21 protein-coding genes and 1 pseudogene are annotated in these 20,797 nt (G+C 29.5%); 8 read left to right on the forward strand and 14 right to left on the reverse strand.

Going from position 1 to position 20,797, the window contains the following annotated elements:
• Nucleotides 1–69: 69 nt before the first annotated feature.
• From CPAL_RS04675 to CPAL_RS04685, 3 genes and pseudogenes are all read left to right on the forward strand, one after another.
• A pseudogene (locus CPAL_RS04675) lies at nucleotides 70–990 on the forward strand (sensor histidine kinase); the annotation flags it as partial.
• A 15-nt stretch (nucleotides 991–1,005) separates the two neighbouring features.
• A complete protein-coding gene (locus tag CPAL_RS04680) occupies nucleotides 1,006–1,701 on the forward strand; it encodes a response regulator transcription factor (protein WP_061858833.1) in 696 nt (231 codons plus the stop codon).
• A 114-nt stretch (nucleotides 1,702–1,815) separates the two neighbouring features.
• Entirely contained in the window at nucleotides 1,816–3,003 is a 1,188-nt protein-coding gene (locus CPAL_RS04685) for a pyridoxal phosphate-dependent aminotransferase (RefSeq protein ID WP_061858834.1), read from the forward strand.
• A 138-nt stretch (nucleotides 3,004–3,141) separates the two neighbouring features.
• Here CPAL_RS04685 and splB read toward each other — a convergent pair whose 3' ends face one another.
• Entirely contained in the window at nucleotides 3,142–4,164 is a 1,023-nt protein-coding gene (gene splB / locus CPAL_RS04690; RefSeq protein ID WP_061858835.1) for a spore photoproduct lyase, read from the reverse strand.
• 190 nt (nucleotides 4,165–4,354) lie between these two features.
• Here splB and CPAL_RS04695 point away from each other — a divergent pair, with 190 nt between their 5' ends.
• Complete coding sequence (locus CPAL_RS04695; protein ID WP_061858836.1) at nucleotides 4,355–4,813, forward strand: spore coat protein; 459 nt, start codon at nucleotides 4,355–4,357, stop codon at nucleotides 4,811–4,813.
• 133 nt (nucleotides 4,814–4,946) lie between these two features.
• Here the strand turns inward: CPAL_RS04695 and CPAL_RS04700 are convergent, their stop codons facing one another.
• Complete coding sequence (locus CPAL_RS04700) at nucleotides 4,947–6,323, reverse strand: MATE family efflux transporter (RefSeq protein WP_061858837.1); 1,377 nt, start codon at nucleotides 6,321–6,323, stop codon at nucleotides 4,947–4,949.
• A gap of 254 nt (nucleotides 6,324–6,577) precedes the next feature.
• Between CPAL_RS04700 and modA the strand changes: the two genes are divergently transcribed.
• The 4 genes from modA (at nucleotide 6,578) to CPAL_RS04720 (ending at nucleotide 10,220) form a co-directional block, all read left to right on the forward strand.
• A complete protein-coding gene (gene modA, locus CPAL_RS04705; RefSeq protein WP_061858838.1) occupies nucleotides 6,578–7,387 on the forward strand; it encodes a molybdate ABC transporter substrate-binding protein in 810 nt (269 codons plus the stop codon).
• Between the two features lie 56 nt (nucleotides 7,388–7,443).
• Nucleotides 7,444–8,136, forward strand: coding sequence for a molybdate ABC transporter permease subunit (modB, locus tag CPAL_RS04710; RefSeq protein ID WP_061858839.1), 693 nt, complete (start codon nucleotides 7,444–7,446; stop codon nucleotides 8,134–8,136).
• Entirely contained in the window at nucleotides 8,133–9,194 is a 1,062-nt protein-coding gene (locus tag CPAL_RS04715) for a sulfate/molybdate ABC transporter ATP-binding protein (protein ID WP_061858840.1), read from the forward strand. Before modB ends, CPAL_RS04715 begins: the two co-directional genes overlap by 4 nt.
• A gap of 87 nt (nucleotides 9,195–9,281) precedes the next feature.
• Nucleotides 9,282–10,220, forward strand: coding sequence for an AEC family transporter (locus CPAL_RS04720; protein WP_106024178.1), 939 nt, complete (start codon nucleotides 9,282–9,284; stop codon nucleotides 10,218–10,220).
• Nucleotides 10,221–10,255: 35 nt separating this feature from the next.
• Here CPAL_RS04720 and CPAL_RS04725 read toward each other — a convergent pair whose 3' ends face one another.
• The 12 genes from CPAL_RS04725 to CPAL_RS04780 form a co-directional block, all read right to left on the reverse strand.
• Nucleotides 10,256–11,605: a VanW family protein gene (locus CPAL_RS04725; protein WP_061858842.1), complete on the reverse strand. Its 1,350-nt coding sequence runs from the start codon at nucleotides 11,603–11,605 to the stop codon at nucleotides 10,256–10,258.
• A gap of 181 nt (nucleotides 11,606–11,786) precedes the next feature.
• Nucleotides 11,787–12,542, reverse strand: a complete 756-nt coding sequence (locus tag CPAL_RS04730) for a DUF438 domain-containing protein (RefSeq protein ID WP_106024183.1) — start codon at nucleotides 12,540–12,542, stop codon at nucleotides 11,787–11,789.
• Nucleotides 12,543–12,572: 30 nt separating this feature from the next.
• A complete protein-coding gene (gene ric, locus CPAL_RS04735; RefSeq protein WP_061858844.1) occupies nucleotides 12,573–13,271 on the reverse strand; it encodes an iron-sulfur cluster repair di-iron protein in 699 nt (232 codons plus the stop codon).
• Nucleotides 13,272–13,340: 69 nt separating this feature from the next.
• Nucleotides 13,341–14,570 carry an FprA family A-type flavoprotein gene (locus CPAL_RS04740; RefSeq protein WP_061858845.1) on the reverse strand — a complete coding sequence of 410 codons (1,230 nt, stop codon included), beginning with the start codon at nucleotides 14,568–14,570 and terminating at the stop codon, nucleotides 13,341–13,343.
• A gap of 210 nt (nucleotides 14,571–14,780) precedes the next feature.
• The gene (locus CPAL_RS04745) at nucleotides 14,781–15,491 is read right to left on the reverse strand and encodes a Crp/Fnr family transcriptional regulator (protein WP_061858846.1); all 711 of its coding nucleotides are present in this window, start codon (nucleotides 15,489–15,491) and stop codon (nucleotides 14,781–14,783) included.
• Nucleotides 15,492–15,518: 27 nt separating this feature from the next.
• Nucleotides 15,519–15,977: a YbaK/EbsC family protein gene (locus tag CPAL_RS04750; protein WP_061858847.1), complete on the reverse strand. Its 459-nt coding sequence runs from the start codon at nucleotides 15,975–15,977 to the stop codon at nucleotides 15,519–15,521.
• Between the two features lie 86 nt (nucleotides 15,978–16,063).
• Entirely contained in the window at nucleotides 16,064–16,405 is a 342-nt protein-coding gene (locus CPAL_RS04755) for an arsenate reductase family protein (RefSeq protein WP_061858848.1), read from the reverse strand.
• A 91-nt stretch (nucleotides 16,406–16,496) separates the two neighbouring features.
• Entirely contained in the window at nucleotides 16,497–16,829 is a 333-nt protein-coding gene (cutA, locus tag CPAL_RS04760; protein WP_061858849.1) for a divalent cation tolerance protein CutA, read from the reverse strand.
• Between the two features lie 26 nt (nucleotides 16,830–16,855).
• Nucleotides 16,856–17,467, reverse strand: coding sequence for a GDYXXLXY domain-containing protein (locus CPAL_RS04765; protein WP_106024179.1), 612 nt, complete (start codon nucleotides 17,465–17,467; stop codon nucleotides 16,856–16,858).
• A complete protein-coding gene (locus CPAL_RS04770) occupies nucleotides 17,451–18,533 on the reverse strand; it encodes a DUF2157 domain-containing protein (protein ID WP_061858851.1) in 1,083 nt (360 codons plus the stop codon). Before CPAL_RS04770 ends, CPAL_RS04765 begins: the two co-directional genes overlap by 17 nt.
• Nucleotides 18,514–19,002 (reverse strand): helix-turn-helix transcriptional regulator, encoded by a 489-nt coding sequence (locus CPAL_RS04775; protein ID WP_061858852.1) that lies wholly within the window; start codon nucleotides 19,000–19,002, stop codon nucleotides 18,514–18,516. Before CPAL_RS04775 ends, CPAL_RS04770 begins: the two co-directional genes overlap by 20 nt.
• A gap of 300 nt (nucleotides 19,003–19,302) precedes the next feature.
• Complete coding sequence (locus tag CPAL_RS04780) at nucleotides 19,303–20,598, reverse strand: dicarboxylate/amino acid:cation symporter (protein WP_061858853.1); 1,296 nt, start codon at nucleotides 20,596–20,598, stop codon at nucleotides 19,303–19,305.
• Nucleotides 20,599–20,797: the final 199 nt, after the last annotated feature.

A 20,797-nucleotide genomic window follows, 5' to 3' on the forward strand; every position in this document is an offset into this window, starting at 1 on the left:
ATTACAAATACTGAATACAATTCTTTAACAAATTTGAAAGATTTAAAATACGAACTTACATGTATAGCAATTATATTTTTTGTATCCTTTATTGTAACTAATCTTATTACATCCTATCTCTTTTCAAAAAGGATACTAGAACCCATATCTCAATTAAAAAATGCTGTATCTGAAATCAGTCTTGGTAATTTAAACCTTGAAATTACAGAAGATGGTGATGATGAAATTAGAGAACTTTGTGCAGATTTTGAGAAAATGCGAGTCCAGCTAAAGGATTCCGTACGCATAAGAAGAAAGTATGATGATAATAGAAAGATGCTGGTTTCTAGTATATCCCATGATTTAAAAACTCCTATAACCTCTATAAAAGGATACGTGGAAGGAATTTTAGACGGAGTTGCTAATACAGAGGAAAAAATAGACGCTTACTTAAAAACCATTTATTCAAAAGCTCAACTTATGGACATTATGATTGATGATTTACTTTTATACTCTCGATTAGACTTAAATCAGGTTCCATTTAACTTTGAAAAAACTAATATTATTGATTTCTTTCAGTACTGTGTTGACGAAAGCATATATGAGCTTCAAAAGAGTAATATAGAAATTTCTCTTCAAAATGACTTAAAAGAAGCAAAGTATGTTATGCTTGATAAAGAAAAAATGCAAAGAGTTGTACTCAATATAATAGATAATTCTCGCAAATATATGAATAAAGAAAAAGGACAAATAGTCATAATGCTGAGAGAAACTAAATCCAGCATTATTATTGAAATAAAAGATAATGGTTCTGGTATTGACAAAAATCATTTAAATAGAATATTTGATAGATTCTATAGAGCTGATGCAGCTCGTACTGAAATAAAAGGCAGCGGACTTGGACTTGCTATTTCAAAACAAATTGTAGAAGGTCATAAAGGTAGAATCTGGGCTATAAGCCATGAAAATTTAGGCACTAGCATAATAATATCGCTGGCTAAGCTATCATAAAGGTGGGAGGATATTATGAAAAAGATTTTAATTATTGAAGATGATCTAAGCATTGCTGAGCTTCAAAAGGATTATTTAGAACTTTCAGGCTTTGAAGTTACTATATGCACAGATGGTTTACAAGGTTTAAATGCTATAAAAGAAAATGAGTTCAATTTAATAATTCTTGATATTATGCTTCCAAAATTAGATGGATTTAGTATATTGCGAAGCATACATGAAGATAAAGATATACCCATATTAATGGTTTCTGCTAAAAAAGAAGAAATAGATAAAATTAAAGGTTTAACTCTTGGAGCTGATGACTATATTACTAAACCATTTAGTCCCGGGGAACTAGTTGCTAGAGTAAAATCCCATATTGAAAACTACGAAAGGATAAAGAATAAATTTGGTTCAAAGCCTAAAAATAATATATTAACCATACGTGGCCTTAAAATAAATAAAGATTCAAGACAAGTATTTATAAATTCTAAAGAAGTATTTCTATCACAAAAGGAGTTTGATTTGCTTCTATATTTAGCAGAAAACCCAAACAGAGTATTCAGCAGGGAAGAATTATTCGAAAAAATCTGGGGCCTAGATGCAATTGGAGATACCGCTACTGTTACAGTTCATATTGGGAGAATAAGAGAAAAAATTGAATCTTCCCCTTCTAATCCTCAATATATAGAAACAGTTTGGGGAGCAGGATATAGGTTTAGAGTATGATCAAAAATCAAAGCTTAAATTTTAGGAAATCCTAAACTTGTTAAACTTTCTCTAGCATAAAATATATTTTTGTTCTAAAATATTAATAATTAGATAAATAAGGAGGGCTAATCAATGTTTTCAGAAAAAGTAATAAATAATCTTAACAAATCATCTTGGATAAGATTAATGTTTGAAGAAGGCACAAGGCTTACAGAGAAATATGGGGCAGATAAGGTTTATGATTATAGTTTAGGAAATCCTTATGGAGAACCTCCAACAGATGTTATAAATTCCTTAAAAAATCATATATTGAATGAACAAAAAGGACTACATAAATATATGAACAATGCAGGTTATCCTGAAGTTAGAGAAAAAATAGCTAAACATTTAGAAAAAGAAAGCGGCGTTGAACTTTCTAAAGATAATATAGTGATGACAGTTGGAGCTGCTGGAGGACTAAATGTAGTTTTAAAGGCACTTCTTAATCCTGAAGAAGAGATTATTGTTTTTGCACCATACTTTGTTGAGTATAGTTTTTATGCTGATAATCATGGTGGAAAAACGGTAGTTGTGCCTCCTGACACTTCAACATTTGAACCGGACTTAGAAGCTTTTAAAAATAGCATAACTCCAAAAACAAAGGCTATAATAATCAACAATCCTAACAATCCAACTGGAGTTGTTTACAGCGAAAATACTCTTAAAAGCATAAACAATATATTATCAGAAAAAGAAAAGGAATTTAAAACAACTATATTTGTTATCTCCGACGAACCTTACAATAAGATAATATACGATAATATTAAGCTTCCAAAGATGCTTTCTATCTTCAAAAATGCTATTATAGTAAATTCCTTTAGCAAGTCTTTAGCTCTTGCTGGAGAGAGAATTGGTTATATTGCCGCAAGCAGCAATATCCAAAATATTGACATTCTTGTAAATGCATTAACCTTCTGTAACCGTACTCTTGGCTTCGTAAATGCACCTGGACTATTTCAAAAAGTCGTAGCTGATGCCCTAGAAGCTGAGATTGATATAGGTAGTTATCAAAAGAGAAGAGACTTTTTATATGAGAATCTAACCAAATTAGGATTTGAGTGCATAAAGCCTCAAGGCGCTTTTTATCTATTCCCTAAAGCACTATTAGATGATGATGTAGAGTTTGTAAAAAGAGCTTTAAAATATAATCTTCTCCTTGTACCTGGCAGCGGATTTGGATGTCCTGGTTACTTCAGAATCTCCTACTGTGTAGATTTTGACATGATTAAAAGGTCAATACCAGCCTTTGAGCAATTGGCTAAGGAATTTAGAAAGGTTTAGATGTTGCAATAAACATAATTTAGAACCTAAGGTCCTAAATTATGTTTATTTATTTCATATAAAAATTTTGGTGAATTAATAAGATAAAATATTTAAACATCATGCATGGAACTTGCACTGTAGAAAGCATTAAACAAATTATATTATATACTTTATCTCCTTATTATCAAATATAGAATTTATCTCCTTTGTAAAAAATTCTTTCATATCTTGCAATTGTTCTTTAGTGTATAGGAATTTTCCATATCCAAACTGTCCATACTTATATGTTCTCTCCTCATCTTTCATAGGAAGAGTTGTTTCTGGAAATACTTTTTGTATTATGTTTTTAGCTCTTGTAGTGTATCTATGAGATATCACTTCAAAGGTTACTGGGTAGTTTAGGTTCTTTGGCAATCTACTATTTAATTGTAACAACAGATTTTTATATTCTTCTTTCCAATTTTCATACAAAAATACTGGAGCTATAATAAATCCAGTTGGATAACCAGCTTTTGCCACATTCGCACTGGCCCCTATTCTCATATCTATAGATGCAGTTTTATTTTCATAATCATTTATAACTTTAGCTGTATTTATAGTAAATCTTATCTCTGTATTGCCATTATGTTCTACATTAAGAAGAGTGTCTACATCACTATATTTTGTAACGAATCGAAACCTTCCCTTTTCTGTTTTACCAAAAAACTCTATAGTCTTTCTTAATGAATGAGTATAAGGCTCTACAGGAACTGGATCTGAAGTGGCAGAGCCTTCAAAAATAGTAATACTCGGAAACCTCTCCTTCATATATTTTTCAGCCTTATTAAGTATATCATCTATATTCACGTTAATCTTTAAATAAGGTCTATCCCCTAAGTTTGTATTTAAATAACAGTATTCACACTGTCCTACGCATCCAGATATTAAAGGCAGCTGATAATGGGCTGATGGTTTACAGGATTGGAACTTAAATCCTTTTTTTATTCCCACAACTAAAGTCTTTTTTCCCTCTCTATAAAAATCATATAAATTATCTCCAGGAATATTCTGTTTTATCTTATTTGAAGATAGTTCTATCATTTCTACTTTTGGATTGTCCTTAAATTTTTCATATATATTTTTGCCTATTTCATAGTCTAAAGAACCTTTCTCAAATAGTATCCTTCTTGGAATGAACATATCTATATTTCCTTTCCTATATGATTCACTACTTTTATTATGTTTTATAAAATTATAACTATACTTAATACATGCAAATTTATAACTAAAAACATATTATAATTTCATTTTTTCAACTTCTTCATAAATATATTTTTTATAATAGGTAAAACTATATGTGTAATTACATTCATGGAAAGGAGTTTTTGATATGCCACTTACTAATAAAGAACAGACCTTAATTGAGGATAATTTAAATGCAGAGTATTTATGCGTAAGAAAATATGAACAATATGCAGCCATGGCTTCTGATCAAAACTTAAAGCAAGTATTCACAGATCTTGCAAATAGAGAAGTTCAACATGTAAATACTCTGAAAGGAATATTATCTCAAAACGGTGTAAACTCTCAAAATATATTTGAATCTTATAATAAACCTCAAGGTGATTTGTCAAATATGCAAAATAACCTTGGAATAACAGATGCACAACTTCTTAATGATGCCCTAAGCACAGAAAAGCACGTTTCAAGTTCTTACAATACTGCTGTTTTAGAGTCAGTAGATCCTAATATAAGAAAACAACTACAACATATTCAACAAGAAGAACAAAATCATGCTGAAATTTTATTTAAAGAAATGCAGTCTAGAGGTTGGTATAGCGTAAAATAAACTTGTAAGCACCTCAAAGATACCTCTACTATTGGTACCTATAAAAAATATTAAATAACAATAAAATGGAGATTCTTTTGTATCTCCATTTTATTTATAAAGTTTATTAACTATTTAATAATATTTATGCTTTTTAACAGAAAATTTCATCCACTATTTTGCCTTCTTTAACCATTTTAGTCTCCTGAGCTTTTAAATACACTATAAACCAACTTATCAACAGAATTCCCTTTATAACACTTGAAATGCTTATGCTCCACCAAACTCCATTAAGACCCAAAAGATTTGGTGAAGATAAAATTAAAGCCATTGGTATTCTTAAACCTGTAAAAACTATACTTATTAAAGAAGGAGGCAGTGTTTTTCCTACACCATTGAAGGCTCCTGCAGTTGCTATTTCGATGCACATAAATAACTGAGATACACCAAGTATTTTAAGATAAGCTATACCATATGGCAGTGTACTCTCTTCTGGTATAAAGAAAGAAAATATAGGTGCTGCTCCAAAAATTAAAAGAAAAGTAGCAAATATACCTATAATACTTACAGTTAAAATTCCTATTTTATATCCTTTAACAATTCTATTCCATTTCTTTGCACCATAATTTTGACCTACAAAGGCACTTATGGCAGTTTGGAAACCTCCTGCAGTCATCCAGGATATAGATTCAATTTGCGAACCTACTTTTTGTACTGCAATAGGCACTTCCCCCCAATCTGCAATTATTCTAGCAATTAGCATAGCAAATATAGTAAATAATCCATTTTCCATAGCCACAGGAAGCCCATATTTAAATATACTCTTCATATTTTCTGCATCCAAGTTTTTAAAAGAAAAGCTTCTAAGTAATCTGAATTTTTTTGCAGACATTATAAATAGTGTAGTTACCACTACTTGTGCAAATACTGTAGCTATTGCAGCTCCTTTAATACCTAAAGCCGGAATAGGTCCAACACCAAATATAAGCATTGGATCAAGTATCATATTTGTAACAAGACCTACTACATTGAACCTAAACGGTGTTCTGCTATCTCCTGTTCCATTATAAATTCCCGTAAATACTGGGTTTATAAAATAAAAGTTTATTCCTGCTGATACTATTACCAAATAGTCAATGGCCATATCTATAACATTTTTATTTTCAAGATTAAAAAACCCAACAAGCTGTTTTCTAAATATAATTAAAAAAGCTCCATAAATTAGTCCTAATATTATGTTAAGAATAATCGTATTATTAGCATACTTCTTTGCTAATTTTGTATCCCCTTTACCTATAGATTGGGAAATTCCTATTTCCGCACCAATTCTTGATATCAAGATAAAAGCCATGGCAAACCAAGTAAAGAATCCTGCTGTCCCTACTCCTGCAACTGCACTACTTCCTAGTCTTCCTATATATATCATGTCCGTCATATTATAAGCCATTTGAACAAAAGATGTTCCCATTATAGGAAGTGCCAGTTTTATAAGAACAGGCAATATCTTACCTTCTGTTAAGTTATTCTTCATATAAGCCCCACCTCCCTATTTATCTTCAAATTTTAAGTACTATTTATTATATATCAATATTTTAGGCTATGCTATGGATTTTATTTTTTTGAAATCGATTTTATTAATGTAATTTTTACTATATGTTGAGAATAACTTCTATTACTTGCCTTATATATTCCTTGACTTTAATTGTAAAATATTGTATAAATAATATCAACATATTTTATACAAATATTCCAAATCCATACACGCACAAGAGAGGAGTAATTGAAATGAAATTTAGTAATAAGGTTTTATCATTTATTTTAGCCTCACTGATTATATTCTCTATAACAGGTTGCACACAAACTGTAAACACAAGCCCATCTAGTGATAAAGAAACTTCATCAGTAACATTAACAATATCAGCAGCAGCTAGTTTGACAGAAACTATGGAAGAGTTAAAGACTTTATATGAAAAGGATTACCCTAATGTTAATATTATATATAACTTTGGTTCTTCCGGATCACTGCAAAATCAAATTGAACAAGGTGCAGAAGTAGATATATTTCTATCTGCTGCACAAAAACAGATGGATAACTTAGAAAATAAAGGACTTATATTAGAAGGCAGCAGAATAAACCTTCTAGAAAATAGCGTTGTGCTTATAACTCCTAAGGATGTTACTAACATTACAAGCTTTAACGATATAATTGGAGATAATATAGAACGCTTAGCCTTAGGTGAACCTAAGAGCGTTCCAGCAGGAGAATATGCAGAAGAAGTTTTTAAAAACTTAGGAATCCTTGATAAGATTAAGTCTAAGTCTATATATGCTAAGGATGTAAAAGAAGTTCTAGCTTGGGTAGAAACTGGAAATGCTGATGCTGGGGTAGTTTACGAAACTGATGCCAAGTCATCTAATAAAGTAACAATAGTAGCAAAAGCTTCTTCTAATTCTCATGAACCAATTTTATATCCTGCTGCTATTATTAAGTCTTCTAAAAATATTGATGCTGCAAAAGATTTTATGAAATTTTTACGTAGTGATGAAGCTAAAAAAGTCTATGAAAAATACGGTTTTATATTTGCAGAAAAATAATACACCTTAAGGTTTATAGCACAATAAAAGACACTTATTAATAGGAGTGAGTCAACTTGAACTCTGATTTATCACCTTTAATTATTTCAATTAAAACTTCCTTAGCTTCTACCATTATTACTTTCTTTCTTGGAATTTTTACTGCATGGTTTATGACCTATAGAAAAAGAAGATATGAAGGATTATTGGATGCTATATTTACTTTACCTATGGTTCTTCCCCCTACTGTACTAGGCTTTTTTCTTCTTCTAATATTGGGTAAAAACGGACCAATAGGGCGCTTGCTTTATGAATTTAATATAAAGATAATATTCTCTTGGTCTGCTACAGTTATTGCAGCAGCAGTTGTCTCTTTCCCTTTGATGTATAAAACCACTAAAGGAGCTTTTGAACAAATTGATAATAATATATTAAATGCAGCTAGAACTTTAGGAGTATCTGAATGGAGAATTTTTTGGACAATCACTCTGCAGCTTGCATGGCCTGGTGTCGCTTCTGGTACAATATTAGCCTTTGCTAGAGCCCTTGGAGAATTCGGTGCAACACTTATGATTGCTGGGAGTATTCCTGGAAAAACTCAAACCATTCCGCTTGCTATATTTTTTGCAGTAGAATCTGGAGATATTAATAAGGCTTTATATTGGGTAATATCTATAACAATCATTTCCTTTACGGTGATAATTCTTACAAATATTTGGACTAATTATCAAAAAAAACTTATATCATCAGGAGGAACAAAAATAAAATGAAACTTTTTTTAGATATAAAAAAGAACTTTCCTGATTTCTCTCTAGACATTAAATTAGAAACGGAAGATTGCATTTTGGGTATCCTCGGTCCATCAGGTTCTGGGAAAAGCATGACTTTAAAATGTATTGCCGGTGTTATAAAACCTGACTACGGGAAAATCATACTAAATAACAGGATTCTCTTTGATTCTGAAAAAGGAATAAATATGCCTATAAAAAAAAGAAAAGCAGGATTTCTTTTTCAAAACTATGCCTTATTTCCTCATATGACCGTTGAAGAAAATATCTCCTATGCTCTTAAATCATTAAAAAATAAGGAAAGAAAAGAAATAGTGGAAAAGCACCTGGAAATGATGCATCTAAAAGGACTAGAAAAAAGATATCCATCCCAACTTTCTGGTGGGCAGCAGCAAAGAGTTGCTCTTGCTCGCGCCCTTGCAGTAAATCCTGAAATTTTGCTTTTAGATGAGCCCTTTTCTGCACTAGACTATCATCTAAAAAAACAAATGATTGCTCAAATGTCAGATACATTAAAAAGCTATTCTGGTATTACTTTATTTGTAACTCACAACATGAAAGAAGCTTTTCAGTTATGTAATAATCTTATTATAATAGAAAATGGCAAAAAAATAGAATATGGTAATAAAAATCATATATTCAATTCTCCTTCTACTGCAACTACTGCTTATCTTACAGGTTGTAATAATATTGTTCCGATAAAAGTTGTTAGTTCAAATTGGGTTGAGGTTCCAGATTGGAAATGTAAATTAAAAATAAATAACATAAATGATAATAAAGTAAATTATATAGGCATAAGGTCTCATGATTTAGAATTATTTAAAGACACAGGAGAAAACCAATTTTTATGTTGGCCAGCCTATATTGAAGATAATCCTTTTAGTAAAATTATTTATTTAAAATTAAATAATCCTCCTTTAAATAATCTTGACTATAATCTTCAATTAGAACTATCTTTAGAAAAATGGAAAAGTCTTAAAAATACTCCTTTGCCATGGAAAATTAATATAAATCCAGATAAACTGCTTCTATTAAAATAAAAATAGAGGTAATCCTTAAAATTAAGCATAAATCCAAACTAATATACTATAATATACTAGTTACGCATATATTAGGAGGATTAATACATGAAATATGTATTCTTTTCTACTATTTTAAAAATGCTTCCAATAATTTTATTGGTGCCGCTCGGATTTATTTTAAAGAAACTTAAATTTATAAAAAAAGAGTCCATTGAAGATATAAAAAAATTAGTTATCAATATTGCTCTACCATGCCTTATTTATATAGGATTTTATAAGTTGAATTTTCAAAGAAAATTTTTAGTACTAATATTAACTATATCTCTAGTTAATATTTTAATGCTGTTTATAGGAAAACTGATAGGTAAAGTTTTTAATATACAAAACCCGTATTTTCCACTTTTGTTTAGCAGCTTTGAAGTTGGAATGATGGGTTATTCTATGTTTACAGCTATATATGGGGATAATGAGTTAGGAAAGTTTGCTATTATGGATTTAGGACAAACATTTTTTATATTTTTTATATGGATGCCTCTCTTTATGAGTAAATCGGATAAAAAGAAAAATATTAAGGATACACTAAAAAACTTTTTCACGTCTCCAATAGTAATTGCAATTTTTTTAGGTATAATTACAAGTTTAATTTCATCAGAAAGCCTATATAATAGCAAAATATTTTTATCTTTATTTGATGTTATAAACAAACTAGGTAGTTTAACCGTACCTTTAATAACTATTATTATAGGCTATGAATTAGAAATAAACTCTTCCTATATAAAACTTCCTATTATAACTATAGTTTGTAGAATGACCTTATTAATATTCTTTTCATTAGCAATAAACAAGTATATTATATATAGTATGCTAGACCTTCCTAAGATTTACGAAAATGCACTCTTCACCATGTTTATACTTCCTCCATCATTTACAGCACCTTTATTTATTAAAGATGATAATGAAGAGAATAGATGCTATATTGTAAATACTTTATCTATTGGCATACTTTTATCCATTGTAGTATTTATATTTAGTATGATATTTTAAAATTTGCGCAAAAGCCATAACATATTATGGCTTTTTTATTCTTCCTGTTTTATAATAGTAGGCGTACTCATATATTTATCTTGAGATACTATTTCCCTTCTAATCAATTTTCCATTTTCATAAACCTTTTTTATAAGTTTAGATCTATATCCTGTACGTCCCTTTTTTACTATTTCTCCATCCTTCAAATTTGTATCTTGTACATATTTTATAGGTGAATCTATACGTTCTATTATCTTAGAAATAAGTTCTACTTTTTTGTTGCTCTTTGTTCCAAACAAATCGAAGGTAATAGTATTTTCACCAGTTTCTGCATGAATGTATATATAAAAATCCTTATTATTCCTAAATTTAAAGTCCTTTGATCCCCAGCTTACTGCTGCATCCCTGCTTAAAGGCACATAGTTAACAGTCAAACTATGATTATTTCTCTGCACAACTTCCAAATCTGATAAAAGCACCGCGTTATATAAAGTACTAGATACCTGACATATTCCTCCTCCTAATTCTGACTCTATATTTCCATTTATATATACACCAGCTTCATCAAACCCTCTTGCCTTTGTTCTCTCACCTACAACTTTATTAAAAGAAAACACTTCTCCTGGTGCTACTATAGTGCCATCAATTATACTTGCAGCTAAACGAATGTTTTTACTTCTTGATTTATTATTAGAATTAAATTTAGTTGTATAGGAAGCAATTTTTTCTTTAATCCCCTGTTTTTTTAGTACCTCTTCTGTAATCTTAGGCTTCACTGTCTTATAATCCAAAGTAAACTCTCTTTTATCTCCCAACATATTTGAGCAAACTTGATTATAAAGTTTTTCCTTATCAAATTCATATCCATAGATTTCTGGTATAATTATAATTTTTCCATCTTCACATTTGTATTTTGCATTTTGAGGCTTAGGCAATTTAAATTCATCAAATACACTGATTGATTTACAAAACTTTTCATAATCTATTCCATGATTTAAGTCATATTTTCTTCCATACTTTTTTATATTTATATACTCCTTTAATTTTTCTATTGGACTTAAGTCATTATATAATATTAAAGAAATTTTATTTTTAACTTCTTCTTTATTTGAATAGTACCCTAAATCCTTTAATTTAAAATTATGAGTTTGTACATCTCCATTATAAGAAAAACATATATTTATCTTTTTATTTTCTATTTCCTCTACTTCTCTATCGATGATCTCCTCCACATCTTTTATTGTCTTTCCACTTAAATCAACTTCTTTAAAATAAACATTTTTAGGTAACTTTTTATTCTTTTTATTTATTGCTTCTGAAAAAGCATAAGAAGGCAAAGCATATATAAAACATAATAAAATAGAAAAAATAATTCCTTTCTTTAACATTAATCTCTTTTTCATAAAATCTGCCTCCATTGAAAAATAATCTTCTATAAATATTTTCACGTAAAAAAGCATATTTTATTACAAAATAATAATGCCATTTACTTGAATCCATTCTATAGTAAACTAAAAAAGCACAAGACAAAGTGATTTAATTATACATAGATCTTCTTTGCCTTGTGCTATATAAATAATAATATCATTTATCTTCAGTAAAGCTGCAGTAACCTACTTCATCACATCTTCTTTTCATATCCTTCCAAACTTCTTCGTCATTTATTGATTGTAGAGCTGATGGATATAAAATATAGTTTTCCTTAAATATATGATCTCTAAGGTTGAATATTATATATTTTGATACTTCATGAAGAGTTTTCTTAAAGGTTTCAAAATCAAGCTGAGGTACAAACTCCGCTATATTCTTTAATTGTTTTTTTCTTTCTCTTAAATCATCATGTTCCATTCTCATAATTCTTGTAGGACCAGTGATTTTTCTATCTTCCATCTCTTTAAACAGTACATCTTCTTCCCTTTTATGGTGCTTTTCTGCATCCAGGATTTTGTTTGCCACCTCAACTAATTTTTTAAATTCTTCTGCATTATGCTCATACTTTTCCATCTTTTGAATTTTAGAATTCAATTTTTCTAATTCTGTTAAGAATCCAAGTATCTTTTCATGCTCTCCTATAAAGGTATGAAGTACATGTCCTTTACTTATCTGAGTTTTAATTTTATCCAGTTTGTCCTTTAAAACCTCCATATGAATATCACATAGATGCCTTAAATCTTGAGGATTCATACCTTCTTCTATTAAGTTCTGTTCTGCTATTGATAATTCAAGTGGATTTATGCTTGAAACAATTTTTAATGCCTCTTCTCTCAGATCCTCTGTTATCTCTTCAGTATTTAGTCTTTTTAAAATCTCAGTTAATTTTTCTATATTTTCATTTTGTATATTTTTATTTTCCATTTCTATTCCTCCTGTCTAAAACATTTTAAATAAAACGCTATTTTCTAAATAAATATGAATAAATAAGTCCTTCTCTAAGTTATGAAGTTTATCATATACAAGCTTATAGGTTGTGCAAGCACCTTCTGGAGCTTTAAAATCTCTTGTAACTTTCTCCATTTCCTTTAATATATCCCCTGCATCATCATGTTCATTTTCCGTATCTTTAATAAAATTGTGTATTTGTTCTAAAAGCTCTTTTTTATTTGTTTCTTCAAATTCAATTATAAGCGGGAATAATTCTTCCTCTTCTTTTACAAAATGCTCTTCTAATTCCATCTTTAAAGTTCCAAAAAGCCTGTGTACTTTTAAAAGTTCCTCTTTATGATGCTTAAAATGTACCTTTAAAATTTTAAACATAAGCATATCTATTTCTCTAAGCTCTTTTTTTGTATAATCATGATGATTTCTTAATATATGCTTAATTAAATCTGAAGCTTTTTCCTTTCTCCAATCTTTGTATTCTGTATTTGAATTTATGAACTTATTGTACTCATTATTAAGTTCTTCTATAATTTTATTGCTGTCTAAGCCTTTTTCTTCTAACGCTTCTTTTAAAGTATCATGTCCGCCACAGCAGTAATCTATTTTATGTCTATTAAATATCTCACTTGAATCCGGAAATATTGAAACTATCTCTCCAAGTTTTTGATTTAAATTTATTAATTTTTCCATTATTAAATACCTCCTATTATGAAATAAATTAAAACTTAGAGTGCTAAAGTAGCATAATCAAGTTAATGTTTATGGTGCTAGAATAAGTTCTGAAGTAAATATAGCTGCTCTTTTTATCTTTTTTATATCTTCTTCTTTGGGTGAAAATCTTATTCTTAATGGGAAGTGTATATCAGTCATTCCTGTAGATTTAATTATCTCTGATGTATTTAATGCCTTCATGGTTGTTGTATTTATATAGTCCTGAATCACTTCAATAGCTTCTCCACTCCATCCATAAGATCCAAAAGCTGCTGCTACTTTTCCTTCTAAATTCATATTTTTAAGTTCTTTTAATATATCTTCAAGTTTTCCAATCATATCTCCATATCTTGTGGAGCTTCCAAAAAGTACAGCATCTGCTTCTTTAATTTTTTCTAATACTTCTTCCTTAGAAAACTTTTTTATATTCATAACTTCAACATTTATACCGCTTTCTTCAAAACCCTGTTGAAGTATTTCAGCTATCTTTCTTGTATTTCCTCCCATAGCAGAGTATACAATTACTGCTTTCTTGTCTTTATCCGTATTTTTGCTCATTTCATCATATATTTCTATGAATTTATTAACATCTTGTCTTATAATAAATCCATGGGATGGAGCTATCATATCTATTTCTAAATCTTTAATTTTTCCTATCATTTCTCGAACATATCTTCTATGAGGATGCATTATTAATTTGTAATAGGTTATAAAATCCTCTGTAATATCTTCTTCAGCTAAATCATTAAAATATTTATAATTAGCTGCGTGAGTGCTGAATATATCACATGGAAATAAAATTTTATCTTCTTCACAATAGGTTACCATAGTTTCTTCAGTATGAAGATACGGTGTTTCTATAAATCTTAGAGTCTTTCCTCCTATGTCTAATGTATCTCCATCCTTAACTACTAGAAATTTTCTATCGTGTAGCTTGTACATTTCCTTTAACTCATTCACAGCAGGTTCTGTACATACGATAATTGCTTTTTTTGCTCTTGCAGCTAAGGCTCCAAGTCCACCTGAATGATCTGGCTCTGTGTGATTTATAACTATATATTCAATTCTATCTAAATCGATTAAAGACTTTAGATTTTCTATAAATTCTCTTCCAAAACTTATATCCACAGTATCAATAACTGTTGGCTTCTCAGCCATTAATAAATAACTGTTATAAGTAGTTCCTTTAGTTAAAGTTAATCTATGAAAAGGTACATCTCTATCATCAATCTTTCCTATCCAATATATATTTTCATTTAACATAACTCTGCTTTCCATTATTAATTCCTCCCTAAATTCTCTCTTTTCTATGCCCTTATTTTATAGGGATTTATACCAAAAAAATATGATTCAAATCAAAGTTTAAAAAAATTATATTAAATTCTTGATATAAATTTAGCTGAGCCTTGATATATAAAATATAAAAGCCTTCTACCTCTGTAAGTTACAGAGGTAGAAGGCTTTCTTCTGCTATTTTACTCTAATTATCTAGTCTACATATTTACTTAAAGCATCTTTATTCTTTATTATAATTATCTTATTTCCTATCAATTCTATAAGCTTTAATCCCTCAAATTTTTTAAGCTTTCTACTGATAGTTTCTCTCGTTACTCCACAGTAATTTGCCATTTCTTCTCTATTTACAGGAAGATTTATTTTTATTCCTTCTTTATCTTTAACTCCATATTTTTCACTAAATTCCACTAACATATTGGCAATTCTAACTTCCGCATCGTTAGTTGCAAGATTTTGTGCTAAATTTTCTATTTCTGTCAGTCTCCTTGTAACTTCCTTAAGTATTTTTAAGGAAATTTCAGGATTGCTCATTATTATTTTTTTCATATCATTTTGAGTTAAAGTACAAATCTTCACATTAGATATAGCATAAGCATCAAAGTTATAAGTTGCACTTTCACTAAATAGGTTTAACTCTCCAAAAAAATCTCCATCGCTTAATATATGCATTATTTGCTCTTTTCCATCTTTAGTTATCTTTGATAGCTTAACTTTTCCCTCATTTATAATAAATAGAGTATCAGACTCTTCACCTTCATGGCAAAGAGCTTCTCCCTTCTTATAACTTTTATGTCCTGTCATAGCAACAATTTTTTTTAATTCTTCTTGTGAAAGAGCTGAAAATATAGGCACTTTACTTGCACAAATGTTATGGTGGCATCTGCCGCAGCCGCACTCTTGCATAAATTTCCCCTTCCATAGAATATGTTCTTATTTACATACATCAATCCAAGTTCCTTTAGTTATATTTTGCAATTCATCTATTGAAATCTTCACTGCTGCATTTGGAGCTCCTGCTGCTGGATATACATGATCATACTGTTTAAGCGACTTATCCAAATATATATGGAGAGGATTTTTAAGTCCAAAAGGACATACTCCTCCTACAGGATGACCTGTTATTTCAAATACTTCTTCGCTGCTTAACATTTTAGCTTTAGTCTTAAAATAATCCTTATACTTTCTATTATCTATCTTTGCATCTCCTTTTGATACTATAAGAATATTCCTATCCTTTAAAGCTAAAGCCATGGTTTTTGCAATCTGCCCCATTTCTACCCCTATAGCTCTAGCAGCCAGCTCGACTGTAGCTGTGCTCTGCTCCATTTCCATGATTTCAAGTCCTAAGTTTTCTTCCCTAAATTGTTTTTTTACACTTTCTAAACTCATAAATATTGCCCCCCATTTTTATGTTTTTGTAAAATAACTTTATTATATTACAAAACACAAAAAATGCAACACTTAACAATTTATTTCTACTCCCATTCTTTCCAAACATCTGGCTTATATCCTACGGTTGCTTGTTTTCCATTTCTAACTATAGGAGTTTTGTAGAGCTTTGGATTACTTAACAAAATTTCTTCCTTAACGCTGTCATTTCTAATATTCTTAAGATTTGATTTTTCGTACTCTTTTGATTCTTTGTTTATTAAATTACTTAAGCTCCCTACTGCTGACTTTACACTTTCTAGCTCTCTTTTACTTAACCCCTTTATATTTAAATCAATGAATTGATAACTTATTCTTCTTTCCTTAAAGTATCGTTCAGCCTTTTTCGTATCAAAACATTTTTTAACTCCATAAATTTGAATGTTCATTTTATCTTCTCCTTAATCATTTTAATATCTTTGCTATTGCTTCTTCACTAATTCCTTTAGTTATTGATACAGGCAGTAATCCACCCATCCACTAGAAATAATTTGTCATCACTGGAATCACATTTATAACTGGTACCTCATAAGGATGTACTTCTTTAATTACTTCTATAGCTTTCCTAATTACTTCTTTTTTACAAGTAAATTCTACTTTTATTTCTTCGGCCTCACAGATCTCCCCCACTTCACCTAAATAGGGATTTGTGCCCTCTAGCGGTCTCCAAGACCCCTTAACACGAGATGTGGACATACAATTATCATATTTTTCATCTACTGTAAGCGCACCTACTTTATTAAGTTCAAAACGCAGCTCATTTACATATTCTTCTGGTATAAAAGTTTCCACTTTAAATAATTGAAAATCCATGTTACTTACCTCTCCCCTCTAAATATCTATTCTATAGGTAAAATCTCTTTTAGCAAAGAGTATCCATTATATACTTTTATCTTTGCTAAAATTTTTCCTTTTATCACAGTATCTTCCAAATTTTTTCCTGTGTTTTCAGGTACAAAATATTTGTCCAGGGCATAATCTATTCTAATTCCTTTCACTTCTATTTTATGAATGCCATTTTCTTTTTTCTGAAGTTCTTCCTTATCCAACTCTTTATAAATAGGATATTTATATTTACCTTTAAGAAATACTCCACCATTTGGCTTTTGTAAAGTAACCTTATCAACCATATAAAAATCATTATATTCTTTCAATATCACATACAGCTCTTTCTTTTTTAGTCCTTTAAAATCTTCATATCCATTTCCATTTTTCATAGCTAGTATCTCATTTTCTAGTTTCTCTAAAGGTACTTCACTAATTTCATAATCAAGCCGCACATAATCGCCTCTAAATACATCTCTCGGGTCAAAAGGTTTTGTTTTTATGAGTATTTCTTCTCCAAATATATTTGTCATTAAAGGTCTTATTGTCATAGAAAGCAGTATAAAAAATGGAATTAAAAATGACATCAAATATTTAAACCCTCTCTTTTTAACTATCTTTTTCATTTAAAATACCTCCTGGCTTCTTTCTAAGCTTCTCAAAATAATATCCGAATCCTAATAGGATAACTCCACCTATAACAAAGAATAAAGATTTTGGCATAAAATCATATAGAGTGTCAAAATAGTATCTTAAAATTAAAGCGCAGATAAATATGAGAGGAATTAGCATTCCTTTTTTCACTAATATGAGAAGGTAGAGTAATAAGATCACTGCAAAACTAATAGATACAAAATTTCCATTGTTTATAAAGCTTAGATTTTCCCAAAGATGCTTTGAGGTTAAAAATAATCCACTTATGCCTGATACAATAAGTCCTTGAAGCTTAAATATATCCAAATTCAACTTATGTTTTATATAGTACATTAATAATCCTAATAAAAAGAATATTAGCGCTATATATAAATTATCTAAGTCTATATAGTTAAAAAAATATAAAACGAGATTTAAAACTATTAAATTATTGAAAAAAGTTATAACTTTAGAGTAATTGAAGTATTTATTACCTGCATAAAAGACAGCTGTAATAACTGAAGCCAAAATAATTATATTATCATCAAAACTGCTATTTATATATATGAGAAATAAAAAATGGGAAAATATAAAAATAATTTCTTCCTTTAATATAAGGCTTACAGCCAAAGCACCTATGGACCATAATAAAAATGCTCCCGTAAATTCTCCACCATAATTAAAGGTTTGCCCCATTAAAAAAATCCCTGCTCCATAAGCTAAAACACTGAGATATAATAATGCTCTTGAGGTTTTATAATATTCCTTTTCTAACTTAAAGGATGCAAATATAGAAAAACCTACTACAGATTCAATAATTATCACCTTAAATATTTTACTAATGTATATCCAGTTACTTGCTACAAAAGTCAAAACTCCAAGTCCAATCAACACAGCCCCTACAGTAACTAATGTTTTTATAAAATTGATATTCTCCTCTTCCTCATAGAATGTCATCATATCATCTAACTGCTGCTTAGTAATTATTCCTCTATCTTTTTGACTATTTAATTCTTCTAAAAGAAACTTATAATAAGCTTTACTCAGTTTCTTCTTCACTATCTTCCCCTCCTTTTAAAAGTTCATAAAACTTCTTTAATATATATTCTTTGTCAAAAGAACTATACCATCTTCTGTTATTTCCATCTATTATTCTATAGTGAGAACTTATTATATTTTTCTGAACCTTAAATTTTCCATCAACTTCAATATCCCTCCAAAATACCTTTCCACCACCTGTTAAATTCTTAGGAGTGTCCATATTTTTAAATACTATGGTCTCTACAAGCTCTATAGGATCTTCTCCTATAACCATTTTTAATATCTCACTTTCTCTAAAAAGACCACATACTGCTAAAACCAATGTCCAAGAAGCTTCAGTTCTTTCCTTTTCTATTTGAATTAAAGTCTTCTTTGAAATTCCCAAAATCTCTGCCATTTTATCCTGGGAAAAATTATACTCGCTTCTTATAAGCCTGAACTTTTTTGATACTATACTTATTAACTCTTCTCGAGTTGAAATCCCCATCTTTTCACCTCTATCCTCTTAATAGTATATGTAATTTTTATATGTTTAGTGTAATTTTACACTATTTTTATATATTCTGCAACTATATAAAAATAATTTAATGGACGGATGATTTTGTATTATATTCATAAAAACTTCACTATGCAAAAAAAACTCTAATATTTCTGACTATCCACCCTAAAACCTTCTCACTATCGCTCAGATAATAGAAGATTATTATGGTATTTTTAAGTCAGAAATAAAGAGTTTCTAATACTTGTTCAACACTACTCTACTTGATAAAAATAATGTGCATTTTTCTTAAATCGCGCTTTCCTCTGCATTTAGCTCTTTTTCTAAATCTATGTCGCTATTATATATATCTAAATTTAATTCTTTTTCAGAATTTGACATTATTATAGTGGCTGCTGCATCTCCTGTTACATTAACAGCAGTTCTTAACATATCAAGTAATCTATCTACACTCAATATCAATGCTATTCCTTCTACTGGAAGTCCAACTTGTTGAAGAACCATTGAAAGCATTACAATACCTGCTCCAGGAACTCCTGCTGTTCCAATTGAAGCTAAAGTAGCTGTTAATACTACCATTAACATCTCATGTATTGTAAGATTTACTCCTACTAATTGAGATATAAATATAGTCGCAACTCCCTGCATTATAGCAGTACCATCCATATTAATAGTAGCACCCAATGGTATAGTAAAACTTGCTACAGATCTAGATGCACCAAGTTTTTCTTCACAAGTTTCAAGGCTTACAGGAATTGTAGCATTACTACTTGAAGTACTAAAAGCTACAAGCATAACAGGCCAGAACTTTTTGAAAAACTTTATAGGATTAAGTCCTCCAAGTACTTTAAGTGCAGTTCCATACACTATTAAAGCTTGTAAAATTAATGATAGTATAACTGTCATGAAATATTTTAAAAGAGGCAGTAATGCTCCTATTCCTTGGAACATTATAACTTTTGATATCAACGCAAAAACTCCAACAGGCGCAGTAAGCATAATAACAGTTATCATTTTTAAAAGCACTTCATTTATTTGAGATATCATATCTAATAATGTTTCGCCTTTTTTACCAATTAATGTTATGCACATTCCAAATAATATAGCAAAAACTATTATTTGAAGCATATCTCCTTTTACCATAGCTTCAATTGGATTAGTTGGAATCATATTCACAAACATATCCATAATAAAAGGTGGAGTTGCGGTTTCAACTTTTTCGGCTGTTTGTATACTTAAATTAGTTCCTATTCCCGGCTTTATCACATTAGCAACTGCCATTGCTAAAGATATAGCTAAAGCTGTAGTAAAAACATAATATATTATAGTTTTTACTCCCACTCTTCCTAATTTTTTTATATCTCCAATGCTAGCAACTCCACATATTAGAGAGCACAATACGAGAGGTACAACTAGCATCTTTATCGCTCTTAAAAACATATCTCCAAGAGGGGATAATATCCACTTGCTTATTCCTTCATTTATTCCCGTTGAAAAAAATAAATTTGCAATTATTCCAAACATTACTCCAGCTACTAATGCTATTACAATCTTTGCAGCTAATGATAGTTTTCTATTATTCATTATTCATCTCACCCTTTCATATGAATTTATATAAAATTAACATTCATATCTTACTAATATTATATCAATTTAAAGCATATTCTTCAATAAAAATGAATTATTTTTTTTAATTCTTGCATATTATATTTAAGCTCGAATAATTTTCAAACAACTTATTCGTAATACCAAGTTGTACGTATTAATATACATATATATCTTG

The organism is Clostridium thermopalmarium DSM 5974 (assembly GCF_002995795.1).
GTDB lineage: Bacteria > Bacillota > Clostridia > Clostridiales > Clostridiaceae > Clostridium_H > Clostridium_H thermopalmarium.